This is a genomic window from Proteiniphilum sp. UBA5463 (assembly GCF_002427225.1).
In the GTDB taxonomy this organism is placed as follows: domain Bacteria; phylum Bacteroidota; class Bacteroidia; order Bacteroidales; family Dysgonomonadaceae; genus Proteiniphilum; species Proteiniphilum propionicum.
Genome location: NZ_DIQL01000049.1, coordinates 16,143 through 32,718 on the forward strand (window position 1 = coordinate 16,143; position 16,576 = coordinate 32,718).

General features: G+C 42.9%; 14 protein-coding genes. 7 read left to right on the top strand and 7 right to left on the bottom strand.

Going from position 1 to position 16,576, the window contains the following annotated elements:
• Positions 1–278 (bottom strand): NifB/NifX family molybdenum-iron cluster-binding protein (locus B3B27_RS07930; protein ID WP_286847243.1); only part of this gene is annotated, 278 nt, incomplete at its 3' end.
• 205 nt (positions 279–483) lie between these two features.
• Between B3B27_RS07930 and B3B27_RS07935 the strand changes: the two genes are divergently transcribed.
• Positions 484–753 carry a hypothetical protein gene (locus B3B27_RS07935; protein ID WP_238869310.1) on the top strand — a complete coding sequence of 90 codons (270 nt, stop codon included), beginning with the start codon at positions 484–486 and terminating at the stop codon, positions 751–753.
• A 203-nt stretch (positions 754–956) separates the two neighbouring features.
• On the opposite strand, the gene lpdA is transcribed toward B3B27_RS07935, so the two are convergent.
• From lpdA to B3B27_RS07955, 4 genes are all read right to left on the bottom strand, one after another.
• Positions 957–2,666: a dihydrolipoyl dehydrogenase gene (lpdA, locus tag B3B27_RS07940; protein ID WP_286832472.1), complete on the bottom strand. Its 1,710-nt coding sequence runs from the start codon at positions 2,664–2,666 to the stop codon at positions 957–959.
• A gap of 151 nt (positions 2,667–2,817) precedes the next feature.
• The gene (locus B3B27_RS07945; protein ID WP_238869307.1) at positions 2,818–3,918 is read right to left on the bottom strand and encodes a dihydrolipoamide acetyltransferase; all 1,101 of its coding nucleotides are present in this window, start codon (positions 3,916–3,918) and stop codon (positions 2,818–2,820) included.
• Positions 3,919–3,928: 10 nt separating this feature from the next.
• Positions 3,929–4,930, bottom strand: coding sequence for an alpha-ketoacid dehydrogenase subunit beta (locus tag B3B27_RS07950; protein WP_286847244.1), 1,002 nt, complete (start codon positions 4,928–4,930; stop codon positions 3,929–3,931).
• A 153-nt stretch (positions 4,931–5,083) separates the two neighbouring features.
• Complete coding sequence (locus B3B27_RS07955) at positions 5,084–6,079, bottom strand: thiamine pyrophosphate-dependent dehydrogenase E1 component subunit alpha (RefSeq protein WP_238869304.1); 996 nt, start codon at positions 6,077–6,079, stop codon at positions 5,084–5,086.
• 308 nt (positions 6,080–6,387) lie between these two features.
• Between B3B27_RS07955 and B3B27_RS07960 the strand changes: the two genes are divergently transcribed.
• The 3 genes from B3B27_RS07960 to B3B27_RS07970 all read left to right on the top strand — a co-directional run bounded on the left by B3B27_RS07960 (position 6,388) and on the right by B3B27_RS07970 (position 10,619).
• On the top strand, positions 6,388–6,822 hold the full coding sequence (locus B3B27_RS07960) for an RrF2 family transcriptional regulator (protein ID WP_286832476.1): 435 nt from the start codon (positions 6,388–6,390) through the stop codon (positions 6,820–6,822).
• A gap of 531 nt (positions 6,823–7,353) precedes the next feature.
• A complete protein-coding gene (locus B3B27_RS07965; protein ID WP_238869302.1) occupies positions 7,354–9,582 on the top strand; it encodes a nitric-oxide reductase large subunit in 2,229 nt (742 codons plus the stop codon).
• A 410-nt stretch (positions 9,583–9,992) separates the two neighbouring features.
• Positions 9,993–10,619, top strand: coding sequence for a thiamine diphosphokinase (locus B3B27_RS07970; protein WP_238869301.1), 627 nt, complete (start codon positions 9,993–9,995; stop codon positions 10,617–10,619).
• Between the two features lie 139 nt (positions 10,620–10,758).
• Here the strand turns inward: B3B27_RS07970 and recO are convergent, their stop codons facing one another.
• Both recO and rplS read right to left on the bottom strand, forming a co-directional pair.
• On the bottom strand, positions 10,759–11,490 hold the full coding sequence (gene recO, locus B3B27_RS07975) for a DNA repair protein RecO (protein WP_286847245.1): 732 nt from the start codon (positions 11,488–11,490) through the stop codon (positions 10,759–10,761).
• 382 nt (positions 11,491–11,872) lie between these two features.
• Positions 11,873–12,223 carry a 50S ribosomal protein L19 gene (gene rplS, locus B3B27_RS07980; RefSeq protein ID WP_238869298.1) on the bottom strand — a complete coding sequence of 117 codons (351 nt, stop codon included), beginning with the start codon at positions 12,221–12,223 and terminating at the stop codon, positions 11,873–11,875.
• Between the two features lie 299 nt (positions 12,224–12,522).
• Here rplS and B3B27_RS07985 point away from each other — a divergent pair, with 299 nt between their 5' ends.
• From B3B27_RS07985 to B3B27_RS07995, 3 genes are all read left to right on the top strand, one after another.
• Positions 12,523–13,275 (top strand): 5'-nucleotidase C-terminal domain-containing protein, encoded by a 753-nt coding sequence (locus B3B27_RS07985; RefSeq protein ID WP_286844869.1) that lies wholly within the window; start codon positions 12,523–12,525, stop codon positions 13,273–13,275.
• 77 nt (positions 13,276–13,352) lie between these two features.
• Positions 13,353–14,204, top strand: coding sequence for a bifunctional metallophosphatase/5'-nucleotidase (locus B3B27_RS07990; protein ID WP_286844871.1), 852 nt, complete (start codon positions 13,353–13,355; stop codon positions 14,202–14,204).
• A gap of 12 nt (positions 14,205–14,216) precedes the next feature.
• Positions 14,217–16,576: glycoside hydrolase family 3 N-terminal domain-containing protein (locus B3B27_RS07995; protein ID WP_286847246.1), on the top strand; the 2,360-nt coding region annotated here is incomplete at its 3' end.

The following is a 16,576-nucleotide window of genomic DNA, read 5'->3' on the forward strand; positions in this document are numbered from 1 at the left end:
TTATTTTCATCGAGCGGAATCATCATTATTCCAAGTCGTTTCGCAACCGATGCAGCCTTATCGCCCAGATGCCCTGTTATAATCTTCCCGGCACCTTTAGAAGCTATCAGCTGCATTGCGGCAGGCCCTGCCCCCTCGTTGTGATTCCTGTTGGGGTTATCCACAACCTCCACCGAGCCGTTCTCGGTGTCATAAATTACAAAACAGTTGCAGCGTCCGAACCGCTTGTCCGGAAGAGATGTCAGCTCTTTGCCGGATGATGTGATGGCTACTTTCATAGAATGATCTTTTCCTGATTGATTATAGAGATTGCCTGCAACGGCAACTCACTTTAAATACGCAGCAAATGTAATGAACATATGTTCAATATGCAAATGAAATTCGGTCAATTTTCATCGCGTATACAAAAAAATGAAGGGCAGGAAGTAAAAACAGCTGGCCAAAGGGTCTGAAATTTAGATATATTGTTACAGCCCTCACATTGTGACGCATGTGAGGTCCATCAATCTCCCCAACCGGGATATCCAGATTCTGGGGGTTGTCGTGATGATGATACTGGGTATATCACTGCAGATCCTGCTACATTGCTACGGATTCAGGCAACCCTACGCACGCTGGCAGGAGCTCCTCCAATTGGGAACAAATGGTGCCATTATACTGGAGATCGTCACCTTCCTAGGCGGTATACTCATGTGGAACCACTCGTGGCAAACAGTCGGTATCATCTCCTATCTGCTGTTGTTGACGATATAGATCATTGTTATGTTGTATTGCTCACCCTACAAAATATCAATCAGTCCCCTTCCAAATTTAATAAATGAGTCTGCTCCGAAAATCCCCAAATCCGGTTTTAATAGTTTTCAACTCACTGAAAGTCAATGAGGATTTTGGAGAATTTTCAGTAAAAAAGAGTTATCGGAGGGGACTCATAAATAGATTCTCTACGGTTGAATCGATTATTTCTTTTTCTTCGGAATATGCACCGCCTCTCCTAACACATCGGCAAAAGCTTCGAAAATAGCTTCTGAGTAAGTAGGGTGTCCATAAATGGTTTTCACCACTTCATCAACCGTGATCTCCATCTCCATGATTAGTGAAGCCTGGGTTATAAGTTCTGCAGCAGAAGGGCCGATTATATGAACACCAAGCACCTCTCCGTAACGGTTATCGGCGACTACCTTCACAAAACCCACAGCCTCACTCGATGCAAGAGCGCGGCCATTAGCTGAGAAGTTAAACCGGCCAATACGTATATCGTCGTATTTTTCACGTGCCTGCTGTTCCGTAAGGCCCACCATAGCCACTTCCGGCAAGGTGTAAACCACGGATGGAGCAGACAGCAGTTTAATTGTACGGCGATTTCCTTTCACTGCATTTTCGGCAGCTACCTCTCCCATGCGGAAAGCCACGTGTGCAAGCATCTTTATCCCGTTCACATCGCCGGGTGCATAGATCCCTTTCACGCTAGTCTCCATATACTTATCCACTTTTATTTTTCCACGTTCCGTCTCAAGGTTTACCTCACCAATGCCATCAAGATCGGGAACACGCCCGATAGCGAGTAGTGCCTTATCGGCAATAACCGGTTCTTTACCGTCAATCCTAATCTCAAGCTTATCTCCCATGTCCACAATCTCAGTTATACGAGCAGAGGTGATCACCTGCATCCCTTTCTTTTTCACGACACGTGTCAGCTCGGCTGTAACATCGTCATCAAATATGGGGACAATCTGATCCATCATCTCAATAATAATCACTTTTGAACCAAGTCCGGAGAACGAAAGTCCCATCTCGGCACCAATCACACCTCCGCCAATAACGGCAAGAGTTTCCGGCACCTCCCTGATATCGAGCAGGTCGTCACTTGTAAGCACCTTATCACTATCAATACCGGGGATATTAATTTTGGAAACTTTCGATCCTCCAGCAAGTATAATCTTATCCGCCTTTATGATCTGGGTATCATTTACCACAACATTTTTATTTCTGTTTATCTTGCCTACTCCCCTGTATATATCCACGCCATTCGTTTTAAGGAGGGTTTCCACTCCGCTCGTCAGCTTCCTCACCACGCTGTTTTTGAATTCCAGTACCTTCTCCATATCAATCCTGATCTGAGAACTGTCAATGATGATACCCCTTGATGATGCTGTCCTGATATGCTCAATTATCTCAGCGTTCTTCAGATAGGCTTTCGAGGGGATGCATCCCAAGTTAAGACAGGTGCCGCCAAAGGTGCCTTTCTCCACAATTGCCACCCTGGCACCCAGCTGAGCTGCTTTTATGGCAGCTACATAACCGGCAGGGCCTCCTCCAATAACAGCCACATGGTAGTTATCTTCGAGCCGGATCATTCGTTTATCTTCCTCACTCTCCACCGCTCCGGTATCTTCAATTATTTCTGGCATAAGAGTAGCGACCTGTTCGTTCTCATGACCTATATAACCTATCACTTCGGTCACTGGTACTGTTTCGCCCTCACGATGAACAATTTTCAACAAGATCCCCGATGCTTCCGCTTCGAGCTCCATGCTTGTTTTGTCGGTCATTATCTCGAGGATTATTTCACCTTCGGTAACTGGGTCTCCCTCTTTCTTAAACCATTTCACTATTTGCCCTTCGGTCATGTCAATACCTGCTTTGGGCATGATTATTTCAAAAGCCATATATTTATTCTTATGATTCGGATTATGAGTTGAGGCCTACGCTTACAGATTACCGGATTTAATGCTTCAACGCAATTATCAAAACCTTAAACATGCATCCTAAGCCTTTAACCTCTATACCTTGAACTCCTGATTTTATAACACTTAAACATTAAATTAACAAAGTAACCGGATCTTCCAGCAGCGCTTTCAAGTCGGCCATAAACTTTGCGGCAGTCAACCCGTCTATGATACGGTGATCGCATGTAAGGCTAATCTTCATGATGGGACGTATAACCGCTTCACCATTTACGGGAACAATTCTATCCTTTGTTGAAGATACGCTCAGAATAGCCGCATTGGGCTGATTAATGATAGCCGTGAATTCATCTACACCATACATACCCAAGTTGCTTATACTGAATGTGCTGCCAGTCTGTTCATCGGGCAGCAGCTTTTTAGAGAAGGTACGTTCGGCCAGGTCTTTCATTGAGACAACAAGCTCACTCAGCGACATCTTGTCGGCATTCTTCACCACCGGGACGAGTAACCCCTCATCCATCCCTACCGCAACTCCCAGATTCACATAGTTATGGAAGGTCAGTTCCGTTCCCTCCGCATTAATGCTTGCGTTGATATACTTGTGGTTCATCAATGTCTTTACTACAGACATCGAAATAAGATCGGTCACCGTAAGCTTTCTTCCGGTCTTATCCTTAATAGGCCCCATCAGACGATTGCGAAGCATAAGCATCTCACTCATGTCCACCTCCCAGGTCTGAATGAACGTGGGAATTCCAAAGAAACTTTCCGACATCCGCCTGGCAATAATCTTCCGCATCTGGGTCATCGGTACAGTCTCCGTATCCCCTGCAACTTCCGGTCGTGAAACTGAGAGCTTCTTTTCTATTTTTTGTGCAGCCTGCTTTTCAGCAGATGGCATCGCTTTTGTAAGAGTAATAGCCTCAGCAAAATAATCGCGATCCAGCATAGCCCTCAGTTCAGGATCTTCAATTAGCTTCAGCACATCATCCTTCATTATCTTGTTTCGATGTCCCGTCCCCTGCAAACCCTTCAGATCAATATTGTGTGCATCGGCAATACGGCGTGCAAGAGGGGATATATGGATCTTATCTTCATAATTATACCCCGCGATGTCATCTCTGTGGATGCGTCCTTTATAACCGGTTCCGGTTACATTATAAATATCCACGCCAAGACGTCGTGCCAGCGCTCTTGCAGCAGGTGTTGCCCTAACCTTGTCTCTTTCCATTCTCTCCTATTTATCTGTTATTGACTAGCTTAAGGATATATTTTTTTATACGCTCCACACTTGGTATAAGGGCAGACTCAAGATTCTGGTTGTATGGAACAGGTACATCCTCTCCCGCAAGCCGCAGAATGCGCCCATCTAAATAGTCAAAAGCATCGCTCTCGGCAATCATTGCAGCCACTTCACCAATAAATCCGCCGGTTTTATGTGCATCGTTTACCAATAGCACTTTACCGGTTTTTCGCACCGAATTGATGACCGCCTCTTTATCAAGGGGAGCCAATGTACGCAGGTCCACCACCTCAACGCTTACACCTTCCGCCTCATCCACTTCATTGGCAGCTTGCATAACCCGCTCAAGCATACGCCCGTAAGTAATGACAGATACATCTTTACCTTCTCTTTTGATATCCGCTTTCCCTATAGGCAAAACAAAATCAGGGTCTAGTGGTACCTCACCTTTCATATTATACTGGGCTTTATATTCGAGAAAGATAATAGGATTATTATCGCGAATAGCCGCTTTGAGCAAACCTTTCACATCGGCAGGAGTACCGGGGGCAATCACCTTGAGCCCCGGAATATGGGTAAACCATGCTTCGAGCGACTGCGAATGCTGTGCCGCAGAACCCACACCACCTCCCGCGGCAGCACGAAACACTACCGGTATCTGCCCCTTTCCCCCATACATATATCTGGTTTTGGCTGCCTGGTTAACGATATTATCCATCATATATACAATGAAATCCATAAACGTCACGTCCACAATAGGCCGCATTCCCGTAATAGCCGCTCCTACAGCCGCTCCTGAAATAGCATTTTCAGAAATAGGTGTATCGCGTACCCGCTCTTTGCCGAACTCTTCGAGCATACCGACGGAAGTACCGAAGTCTCCTCCAAAAATACCCACATCCTCACCCATCAGAAACACGTTTTCATCGCGGCGCATCTCTTCTGACATCGCCATAATGATAGCATCGCGAACAGTCATCAATTTTGTATTTTTTTCCATTTATCAGTTGTACTGTTTTTGTTTTTTTTATCAGCAGGGTAACTGCGATATATCCCTGCAGCAGAGTTGTTTTTATTGAATCCTGATCAGTCCGCATAAACATCTTTAAAGATGATAAAATTACCGATCTTTTTTTGGACTGTTGAGGCTTGATCAATCGGCATAAACATCTTCAAAGGCCGACTCCAGGGTTGGCTCGGGACTGCTTAAAGCAAATTTAACCGACTCTTCCACGGCATCAACAGAAGCGGCTTCCAGATCATCCAATTCCTGTCCGGTAGCAATCTTATTTTCAATAAGATAGTTTCTAAAGCGAGCGATCGGATCCTTTTTCTTCCACTCATCCACCTCCTCCTTGGTTCGATATTTTCCCGGGTCGGATGTAGAGTGGCCTAACCAACGGTAAGTAATGGCCTCTACCAATACCGGACCATTACCATTACGAACATATTCAACTATCTCTTCAAACTTGTTGTAAACAGCCATCAGATCATTCCCGTCCTCGATAAAATGCCCCGGAATACCGTAGGAGCAAGCACGCTGATAATTGTAGTCGATGTTTATTACATCGCTGATATGTGTGCTGATACCATACATATTATTGATAGAATAGAAAATTACCGGCAGTTTCCAGATTGAAGCCATATTCAATGTTTCATGGAAGGTACCTTCGTTACAGGCTCCATCGCCGAAAAAGCAAACCACTATCTTACTCGTATTTTTCATTTTCTGAGTGAGGGCAGCCCCGATAGCCATTCCCATTCCTCCTCCCACAATTCCGTTAGCACCCAGGTTACCATTGTCGAGGTCGGCAATATGCATCGACCCCCCCTTTCCCTTGCAAGTTCCGGTAGCCTTCCCCATAATCTCCGCCATCATCCCGTTAAGGTCAATTTCAAGAGCGATACTCTGCCCGTGTCCGCGGTGATTTGATGTGATAAGATCGAACCCCTTTTCAATAGCGGCAACCGCACCCACGTTGGCAGCCTCCTCTCCAATGGAGAAGTGTGTCATCCCGGGTATCTTCCCTTTTTTTACAAGCCTGTTCACTTTATTGTCGAAATTCCTTATATCGAGCATCAGCCTGTGCATGTGCAACATTTTCTCCTTGGATAATTCTCTCTTTGTTTTTGTATTTGTACTGGCCATATAAGCTTTCTTTTTGCTGTGATATTTTTAAATGTTTAGAATGATTCTACATAACAACAGTTTTTCAATCCTAATGTTTGATGAAATTTACATTTTAATTATTATTAATCATTCTTACTGAGTGAATAAACAATCATTTACGAGAAAGAGCAATAAAAATGGCACGGTAATAAAATATTTTTTACTTTTTTGTCGGAAATTGGAATTATTCAATAACTTTGCCCTTTGAGTGCATTTGTTTAAAATTGCACATTGTGCTGAATTTCATTTATTTAGTTATTACCATTTCAAAAGCAAGGCAAATTTCAATGTTTTCAAAAGCGTGTGAATATGGCATAAGGGCTATACTTTATATTGCATCTCAATCACAGGAAGAGAGAAGGGTGAAAATTGGAGATATTGTAAAAAATATTGATTCACCCGAAGCCTTTACAGGAAAAATACTTGGCCTTCTATCCAAAAATGGGATTGTGGACTCATATACGGGCCCCAACGGGGGATTCAAGATAGAACCCGAAAAGCTTCATCATATTACCGTTGCCGATATCGTAAAAGCCATAGATGGTGACGCATTTTTTAAAGATTGCGCACTTGGGCTTAGTGAATGTGATGGGCAACATCCTTGCCCCATTCATCATCCAGTAGAAAAAATAAGAAAAAACATGAGGAAGGTACTTCAAAAAACAACGGTTTATGAACTTGCGGAAGGACTTAAAAACAAAGAGTCGATACTAAAGCGATAATTTTTTCTCTTATTTGCGACAATTTTGTCTCAAATAAATAATTTAGTTATTTCATTACATTTTAAGCACATACACATCTCGGACAGAGCTTTGGCTCACATATGCAAAGTAAAAATTTACTCATTTGTTAAGGAAGGAAAAAGAATGAAGATACAATCCTTAAATAACTAACTCAAGTTACGCATATATGAATTATAACATATACAACTAAAAATATTAGGCCTATGAAATATTTAATGTGAACCCGTTCGATGAAACAGTCGTCGTCAGATAAACTGCTTGAGCTAAGCAAGTTGTTAATCAGACAGCCTGTAAATTGGGAGATGAGTCACAAAACATGTCAGTCGAATATTTAGTTGAATACTTAACATTCGAAACTTGAATAACTAATATTCAGTCTGCTCCAAAAACCCCAAAACCCGATTTCAGGAGATCGCATCTCGCTGAATATCAATGGTGTTTTTGTGGAATTTTCAGCAAAAAAGACTTATCGGAGGGGACTCAATATTCCAACTTTTAAAAATTAACAGCATGACACAAAAAAAATTATGGATTGCATTCGTACTTGTTGTAAGTGTCTCGTTTGCCGTATTGTTATACTACGGCAGCCAGATCTATCAACAGGCGCCGCCCATTCCCGAAAAGGTGATAAACGAGGCGGGTGATGTTTTGTTTACTGGTAACGACATCAAAGATGGCCAGAATATCTGGCAAAGCATTGGTGGACAAGAGATTGGCACCATATGGGGGCATGGTGCTTACGTCGCGCCCGACTGGACAGCAGATTACCTGCACAGGGAAGCACAGTATCTGCTGAATAAATGGTCTCAGGCTGAATACGGAAAAAAGTTCATACATCTGTCTGTTGCCGAACAGGTAGCAATGGAGGCAAGGCTACAGGAAATTCTCAGATTAAACAGATATGATACATCTACTAAAATGCTCACCATAACAAGCGAACGCTACGAAGCCTTTATGCACAATCTGAGCCATTACGGTGGCCTTTTCATGAATGACCCGGCACTGGATGGGTTGCGGGCAGACTACGCAATTGCCAAAAACACAATTAAATCGGAAGAGAGAATGGAAAAGATGGCACAGTTCTTTTTCTGGGCTTCATGGGCTTGTGTAACAGAGCGCCCCGGTTCTGATGTAACATACACTCACAACTGGCCACCTGACAAACAGATTGGCAACACACCAACAAGCGATCTGATCCTTTGGACAGGATTCAGCATCATCATGCTCCTCTTAGGGATTGGCATTATGATTTTCATGCAAGCCCGTACTCGTCGCGAGGAGACGCTGAAACCGCTTAATGACCCGCTCATGAATCAGGTCATTACTCCATCGATGTGGGCGGTAAAAAAATATTTCTGGGCGGTGAATCTTATTATTCTCACGCAGGTACTGCTGGGAGTGCTTACAGCCCATTACGGTGTAGAGGGGGGAGGCTTCTACGGTATCAATATTACAGGAATTCTACCTTATTCAATCACCCGCACGTGGCATATTCAGCTTGCTATCTTCTGGATAGCTACGGCATGGCTTGCAACAGGACTATATATTGCACCTTCGCTGAGTGGAAAAGACCCCAAATTTCAGAAAACCGGGGTTAACATTCTTTTTGGTGCATTGCTCATAGTTGTAGCCGGTTCGCTTATTGGACAGTGGTTTGGGGTAATGCAGCGTCTCGACCTGGTAAATAATTTCTGGTTTGGTCATCAAGGGTATGAGTATGTAGATCTGGGGCGTTTCTGGCAGGCACTACTGTTTGTCGGCCTCCTTCTCTGGCTTGCGCTGATGATTCGGCCAATACTTCCTATCATTAAAAAAAGAACATCAGAAAAAGGATTGCTTATTCTCTTCCTTATTTCATGTGCTGCCATCGCACTGTTATATGGTGCGGGATTAATGTGGGGACGTACAACCAATCTTGCAATAGCCGAATATTGGCGCTGGTGGGTGGTACACCTCTGGGTGGAAGGATTCTTTGAAGTTTTCGCCACGGTTGTTGCCGCATTCCTATTCACTCGTATGGGGTTGCTTGGAATAAAGTCGGCCACCAACAATATTATTTTTGCGACCGTAATCTTCCTTACAGGTGGAATTTTGGGTACATTCCATCATCTCTACTTCACCGGCACACCAACAGCTGTTATGGCTCTGGGGGCAACATTCAGCGCGCTGGAAGTGGTGCCCCTCATACTTATCGGTTTCGAAGCCTATCACAACTACCGTATGAGCAAATCTACGGAATGGTTAAAAGATTACAAATGGCCTATATATTTTTTGCTGTCGGTAGCTTTCTGGAATTTTCTCGGAGCGGGTATCTTCGGATTTATCATCAATCCGCCTATCGCCCTTTATTACATGCAGGGATTAAATACCACACCGGTACATGGCCATGCGGCACTCTTCGGAGTTTACGGCATGCTGGGGATCGGCCTTATTCTGTTTGTGCTTCGCAGCATGTATCGCAAACAAAAATGGAATAACAAGCTTATCTCATTTACTTTCTGGACTCTCAATACCGGCCTCTTTCTGATGGTTGTGCTGAGCCTGCTTCCTGTCGGCCTCATGCAGACCATAGCTAGCGTTAATGAGGGGATGTGGTATGCCCGTTCCGCCGAATTTATGCAACAGCCGCTGGTAAATATTTTCAAATGGTCACGTACAATAGGTGACACTATTTTCGCAATAGGCACACTTACGCTGTTCTGGTTTGTTTATCAGTTAACAGTAAAAAAAAATAAATAAGACATAGCGATCAAGGTACTGGTTACTTCAAATAATAATCTATAACATCAACAATTTATACCAGGCTGTTCCGCGAATATTTAAAACGCACCCGGAGTACCGGTTACCTTACACTAAAAATGTATTCATTAAGGCCGATAAGTTAAGTATTTAAGAGAGAAGGGAGCTCCCTTCTCTCTTTTTTGTTATTGTATTGAACGTGAGAAGTAAGATCTTTATCGCTAACTGAACCGGTAAACATGAAGGCCACACCCTCGGGAAAATCGCGCTGCAGTCAGAATATATGCTGTTTTGCAAAGGTTATCATCGCCTCCGACTGGAGGGTTTTCACACCCGGTAACTAAATAAGCCGTCAATAACCAGGCAAACGCCATCTTTTGTATCTTTGTAGTCTATAAAAAAATGACAACATGGAACTTTTACATTCCAATAGTGCGGTAATTATTGCAAACGGGAGATTTCCAAAACACCCTACGCCACTATCCTACATTGAAAAGGCACAATATATAGTCTGCAGCGACGGTGCATCAAACGATTTTATTGCACGTGGGGGAATTCCTGATGCTATTGTTGGCGATTGCGATTCCATTTCGGAAGAAAACAAGTTACGTTTTGCGGATATCCTTCACCCCGACTCCAACCAATATACAAACGATCTCACAAAATCTGTACATTTTTGTGTTGAGAACGGTAGAAGGGAGATAGTCATAGTGGGCGGAACCGGAAAGCGTGAAGACCACACGCTCGGGAATATCTCGCTGCTGGCAGAATATATGCTGATTGCGAAGGTTATAATGGTCACCGATTGGGGTGTTTTCACACCAATAAATGAAAATAACACCTTCAAAAGCACTAAAGGAGAGCAGGTCTCTCTCTTCTCTATCGACCGCGAAAAAATTACCACTGAAAATCTTAAATACCCTATCACCAAAACTATTCTTTCAAATTGGTGGCAAGGCACATTAAATGAATCTTTGGGAGACTCTTTTTCTATTGAGACAAAAGGGAGAGTGATTGTTTTTCAAGCTTACTTATAAAAATACTTCGGTGACTTTTAAAACAACTCTTATAACTCGCTGAATATCAATAGGGTATATTGCTTTTGGGAGCCCAGCATAACTCATTGACTGTCAGTATTATAAATGAGTTTTTAACGATGCTTTATTATAATCTATCCTATATCAATTCCCTAAGTACATCTAGCGATTTAAGGTGAGGAAAATTATACAGATGCAACCGATAATATGTTAGCAAATGCCCTACTATTATGTTCCGCTGATCACGTGACAATTTAAACAGGTGCATATTGTTATAGCTCATGCGGTAAAAATATGACAGATAAGTACTCTGCTGCCTGTCAAGATAATGAGAGTGTAAAGGTTCTTTCATCACAAATTCTCCATACAGCATGTCGAAATAGCTGTTTTTATTTATTAGCTGCCCACTCTGCACATTCGGATAGATACCCAGAAACCGGGTCAGCCTTAACATAAATACCAGATGAAAGTTGCCCAGGCCTTTTTCAGCAGCCTCAAGCGTTTCTATAGAATTTTTCACAAAGTCATACGTCGATTCGTTGTTATCGGACTCGCGGAGCACACGCGATAAAAATTCAGACAAAAAAAACGCTATTGCAACCTTCGTCATATTCGTATATATATCATACACCGGGAATTCAATCTCCGCATCCTTCAGGCGCTGAATATCACGTAATGGCAGGTGCTCCACCTCCATATTAAGTACCGACAATGGGAAAAAAAGAGATGTTTTTATCCTCGCTTTTTTACCGTGTGATTTGGGCAACAGATAAGACACCCTTCCAAAATCACGGGTGAAAACGTGGGTTATGGAATAAACGTCGCTATAGGGAGACGTGCCAAGTACTATACCTTGCGTTTTGTGAAGCATATTAATGTATTGAATTTCGAAGTTGCCGCTTCGAATTGAGCCTGAGCTTAACCTGATTATAAGCCGTAGTTTTAGCCTTTGCGCAGCCTGAACTATAGGCTTAGCTTTTGCGCAGGCAGATATAGAGTCTTAACCGTATTCATGGACTGCACTTCCTTCAGCTTACCTTTAAAAGTTTGACAAATATAGAAAAAATTCTGAACGCCTAACAAAAATTCAGCATATTCTGCTGCAGAAAAATACACTCTCGCTAAAATTGGTAGCTGCCATTATTTAATACACGATTACAATGTCTGCTGCCAAAGCTTATTCTCAAGGTGCCCGCAAAAAAATAGCCCCGAAAATTCCGGGGCTATTTTTGTATTCTGACTGTCTGCGACTATTAAAATACTTTTTTCCTGATACGAGCAGCTTTTCCGCGCAGTTTCCGCAAATAGTACAATTTTGTTCTCCTCACTTTTCCTTCACTGTTCAGCGTAATATTTTCGATAAACGGTGAGTTCATGGGAAAAATACGTTCCACGCCAATATTATCAGACATTTTTCTAACGGTAAAACGTTTTGAATCACCATGACCGGCGATCTTGATCACAACACCGCGATACTGCTGTATACGCTCTTTGTTCCCCTCAGCAATGCGATAAGCAACTGTAACCGTATCGCCGCTTTTGAATGCAGGGAACTCTTTTTTTCCATTTGCAAAAGACTCTTCTGCTATCTTAATTAAATCCATTATTTATAAAGCTTTATGTTAATAATTAACCTTGTTTGAACGCAATATAACGGGTTGTTGCCGACAGAGATTACGCAAAGCGGATGCAAAGTTAGCATTTTTTCTTTAATCAACCATGCAAAACAATATTTAATGTTTATTTTTTATTCCGATATTGCCTCTGAAGGGAAAAAGGTGTATTTTTGACAACATTAATTATTACAGGATTATTTTAATAATATCAGCTCGTAATTTATCAGCCACAGGTATATTAGTTTTAATCGGCCTGAACTGCCATAAATAAAAAATTTAAATAACGTATGCATAAAAAGACGATATTGATTGCATTAATTGCAATTTCACTTCTTTCTTGTAAATCGCAATACCAGATTGCGGAGATGAGCGGTACCATTGTAGAGATGGATTCCTCTTTTGATTCACAACCTAACAGTGAAGTTCGGACGTTTGTACAATCATACAAGGCTGAACTGGATAAAGAGATGAATATGATTATCGGATCTTCCGCGCAATTCATGGACTATAAACGTCCCGAGAGCCTGCTAACAAACCTCACATCAGATGTAATGAAGGCTTACGGTGACGAGCATCTTGCCGGCGGTGCCGATTTGGGAGTGATGAATGTGCACGGACACCGTGCCACTATGCCCATGGGCCCTGTCACCATTGGCAATATGTATGAGATATACTCTTTCGACAACACAATCACTTTCCTTGATTTGAAGGGAAGCGATTTAAGAGAAATGTTCGATGCATATGCTCGCATAGGCGGTGCCGGCATATCCTCAAACGTGAAACTCGTTATCGAAGGCCGAAAAGTCAAGAGTGTTACAATCGATGGCAATCCAATAAACGATAACGCAATATACCATATAGTCACTCTCGATTACCTTGCCGATGGCAACGACAATATGTCGGCTTTCAGGAACGCCATAAACAGTGTAAACACAGGCATCACTCTGCGCGATGTGATGATTGACTTTGTCAAGGAACAGACTCGTCAGGGAAACGAGATTGAATCGGCACTCGATAAACGAATTTGTGTAAAAAAATAACATAATCAAGTTGGGGTTATGCACTCTATCAAACCCGTCGGCAAATCTATTATTGTAACAAAATAACACCTGATCAGATGAAATCGGTAAAAAAATATTACTTACTCTACACTCTGCTATTTATTTTCCTGCCGGTGCTCCCTCAAAAGAGCATCGTCATATTACATACAAACGACACACACAGCAGGATTGAACCTCTTCCTGAAAGTGACAGGACAGCCCCCGGAAAGGGAGGAGTAGAACGAAGGGCCTCTTTTGTAGAACAGGTAAGGGAAGAAAACAAAAATGTGCTTCTGCTCGATGCCGGCGATTTCCTACAGGGCACACCATATTTCAATCTTTTCAAAGGACAGGTAGAGATAGGGGCAATGAATTTGATGAAATACGATGCGGTTACATTGGGGAATCACGAGTTCGACTACGGCCTGGAGATACTTGAGAAGGTAGTTCGTGCCGCATCATTCCCGGTAGTTTCAAGCAACTACGACTTCTCTCAAACTTCCCTTGCGGGATTGATCAAGCCATATATCATTCTAAAAAAAGATGGCCTTCGCATAGGAATTATCGGAATCAATATTCAGCCAAGGGGACTTATCGCCTCAGATAACTTCAAGGGGATGAAATATATGGATCCCTTTAAAACAGCGGGCGAGCTGGCAGCAAAACTGCGGAAACATGATAAGTGCGATATGATTATTTGCCTGTCGCACCTGGGCTATAGCGCCGATACAAAGCTTGCGGAATCATCGCGCTATATCGACCTTATCATTGGCGGTCACAGTCACACCTACATGAAAGAGCCCAACATTCGCAAAAACAACGACAACAAAGATGTAATGATATTCCAGACTAACGGCCGTGGAGTATTTGTGGGAAGGGTAGATATACTTTTTGAGAAAAGGAAAAACGTAAAGAGACAAATACTGTAAAGGAAGAAAACTATGAAGAAAACCCTGATAATATATATCTTTTTATTAAGTTCGATACTTTTAAAGTCGCAAGTGGTTACAACCCTGTATAAACAGGCCTATGACCGGGATCCGTCACAATGGGTGGATTCGGTTTACGCAGAAATGACACAGGATGAAAAGATAGGCCAGCTTTTCATGCCAATTGCCGAACCCAACAACGGATGGAAGTCAAGAATATCAGGTTATATACGAAATCAAAAAGTGGGAGGATTGCTCTTTTCTAAAGGTACACTTGCTCAACAGGCAGAAATCACCAATTATGCGCAGGGATTGTCCAGCCTGCCACTGCTGATCGCTCTTGATGGCGAATGGGGCCTCTCCATGCGGTTAAGCGATGCACCCAAATACCCCAGAAATTTAGTTATTGGTGCCATACAAGATGAGGAAATTCTTAAGCTTTACGGCAAAGAGATAGCGCGACAGTGCAAGGAGATGGGTATTCATGTGAATTTTGCACCTTCAATAGATGTTCACAGCAATCCCCTGAACACAGTCATCGGCAGCCGTTCTTACGGAGAGAACCCTCAAAACGTAGCAAAACAGGGGATTGCATATGCTAAAGGCATGGAAGAGAACGGGGTTATGGCAGTTGCAAAACACTTCCCGGGCCATGGAGACACACTCGATGACTCACACAAAAAGCTACCTACCGTAAATCACGATCAGGAACGGTTAGAGCAGGTGGAACTCTATCCCTTCCGTGAATATGTAAATGCCGGATTATCAGGCATAATGCTTGGGCATATAAATGTGCCCGTGTTAAAAACAAATGGCAAGCCCGCCTCCCTCTCCCCGGAGATAGGGATAAATCTATTAAAAGACGATATGGGTTTCACAGGGCTCACTTTCACTGACGGCATGTCTATGAAAAGTGTTTCCAATCAGCTCAACGCCAGTGTAAAGGCTCTGATAGCCGGAAATGACATCATTCTGGGTGTCGCAAATCAGGGCAATGAGTTCGAGTCTGTAAAAAAAGCTGTCAATAATGGAACCATTCCAGCATCACTCCTTGAAGAAAAAGTAAAGAAAATACTTACCTACAAATACATTCTGGGAGCTCATGAGTTCACGCCCATTAATACATCTGACATAAAAAGACGGGTAAACTCACCCACAGCCGAATGGGTTCAGAGAAAAATTTACGACGGAGCAGTCACTCTTATTAAAAACGATGATGAGTTGATACCACTCAAAGGACTGGACAAAGTTAAAATAGCTTCAATTGCAATCGGCGCTGATTCATCAAACACATTCCAGAGATTTCTAAAAAAATATGGCGATATAGCTACTTTTCAGACAAAATCCTCAACTGCGGTACCTTTGGGCAGAGATGGGAGCAACAATAAAGTTGCTTCCGCCCAGGCAGAACCCACCGCTCTCCCCGGTATAGATCAACTCAATGAGTATGATCTGGTGATAGTCTCTGTCCACATGAACAGTGCTCAGGATACAACCATAACACAGCAACTTGCAAAATGCAAGAAAACTGTTCTGGTACTATTCACATCGCCATACATGCTTAGTAATTTCCAAACTCACACAAACAATGCCTCCTCCGTGATCATGGCATATGATGAAACTGAGTTTGCACAAATGAGTGCCGCCCAAGCTCTTTTCGGAGGCATTGCCATGACAGGTAAACTTCCTGTCACTTCCGGATCTTTCAAGGAGGGGACTGGTATCAATACAAATAAAACCCGTCTGAGTTATTCCATGCCTGAGGAGGTGGAAATCCCTTCCGAGAGATTAGCCCGAATCGAAAGTATTGCTTTGGAAGGGATACGGCAGAAGGCCTACCCGGGCTGTCAGATACTGGTAGCTAAAGATGGTGTGGTTATCTACGAAAAAGAGTTCGGAAAATACGATTATGGCAATGGTCCCGCGGTAACCGATGAAACTGTGTACGACCTGGCTTCCGTGACCAAAGCGACAGCCACCCTTCCTGCCATTATGAAACTGTACGATGAGAAAAAAATACGCCTTCTTGACCCCATAAGTAAATTTGTCCCGAAAACAAAGGGAAGCGACAAATCAAAAGCCAGCATACGGTCACTGCTTCTTCATGAGTCCGGTATAACATCATTTATCCCCTATTACACTACAGCCATAGATGAAAGCAGCTATTCCGGCCCACTTTTCGGGCGGCGCTCAAGCATATATAACGTACACTATGCAGGTGCGTGGGGTCGTACGGATTACAAATTTATCCCTGATTTCATATCAACCGAAAAATCCGGTAGATTCCATCTACCTATAGCTGAAGAGATGTTCGGCAGTGATAAAATGTACGACGCCCTTCTTAAAGATGTTATAGCCTCACCTTTGAGAAG

Bases quoted from the DNA above. Each gene is read 5' to 3' on its own strand.
- B3B27_RS07985 (WP_286844869.1), top strand. From the start codon at position 12,523: ATGCATAAAAAGACGATATTGATTGCATTAATTGCAATTTCACTTCTT.
- B3B27_RS07945 (WP_238869307.1), bottom strand. From the start codon at position 3,918: ATGGAAAGAGACAAGGTTAGGGCAACACCTGCTGCAAGAGCGCTGGCA.
- recO (WP_286847245.1), bottom strand. From the start codon at position 11,490: ATGCTTCACAAAACGCAAGGTATAGTACTTGGCACGTCTCCCTATAGC.
- B3B27_RS07960 (WP_286832476.1), top strand. From the start codon at position 6,388: ATGTTTTCAAAAGCGTGTGAATATGGCATAAGGGCTATACTTTATATT.
- lpdA (WP_286832472.1), bottom strand. From the start codon at position 2,666: ATGGCTTTTGAAATAATCATGCCCAAAGCAGGTATTGACATGACCGAA.
- rplS (WP_238869298.1), bottom strand. From the start codon at position 12,223: ATGGATTTAATTAAGATAGCAGAAGAGTCTTTTGCAAATGGAAAAAAA.
- B3B27_RS07965 (WP_238869302.1), top strand. From the start codon at position 7,354: ATGACACAAAAAAAATTATGGATTGCATTCGTACTTGTTGTAAGTGTC.
- B3B27_RS07970 (WP_238869301.1), top strand. From the start codon at position 9,993: ATGGAACTTTTACATTCCAATAGTGCGGTAATTATTGCAAACGGGAGA.
- B3B27_RS07955 (WP_238869304.1), bottom strand. From the start codon at position 6,079: ATGGCCAGTACAAATACAAAAACAAAGAGAGAATTATCCAAGGAGAAA.
- B3B27_RS07950 (WP_286847244.1), bottom strand. From the start codon at position 4,930: ATGGAAAAAAATACAAAATTGATGACTGTTCGCGATGCTATCATTATG.
- B3B27_RS07990 (WP_286844871.1), top strand. From the start codon at position 13,353: ATGAAATCGGTAAAAAAATATTACTTACTCTACACTCTGCTATTTATT.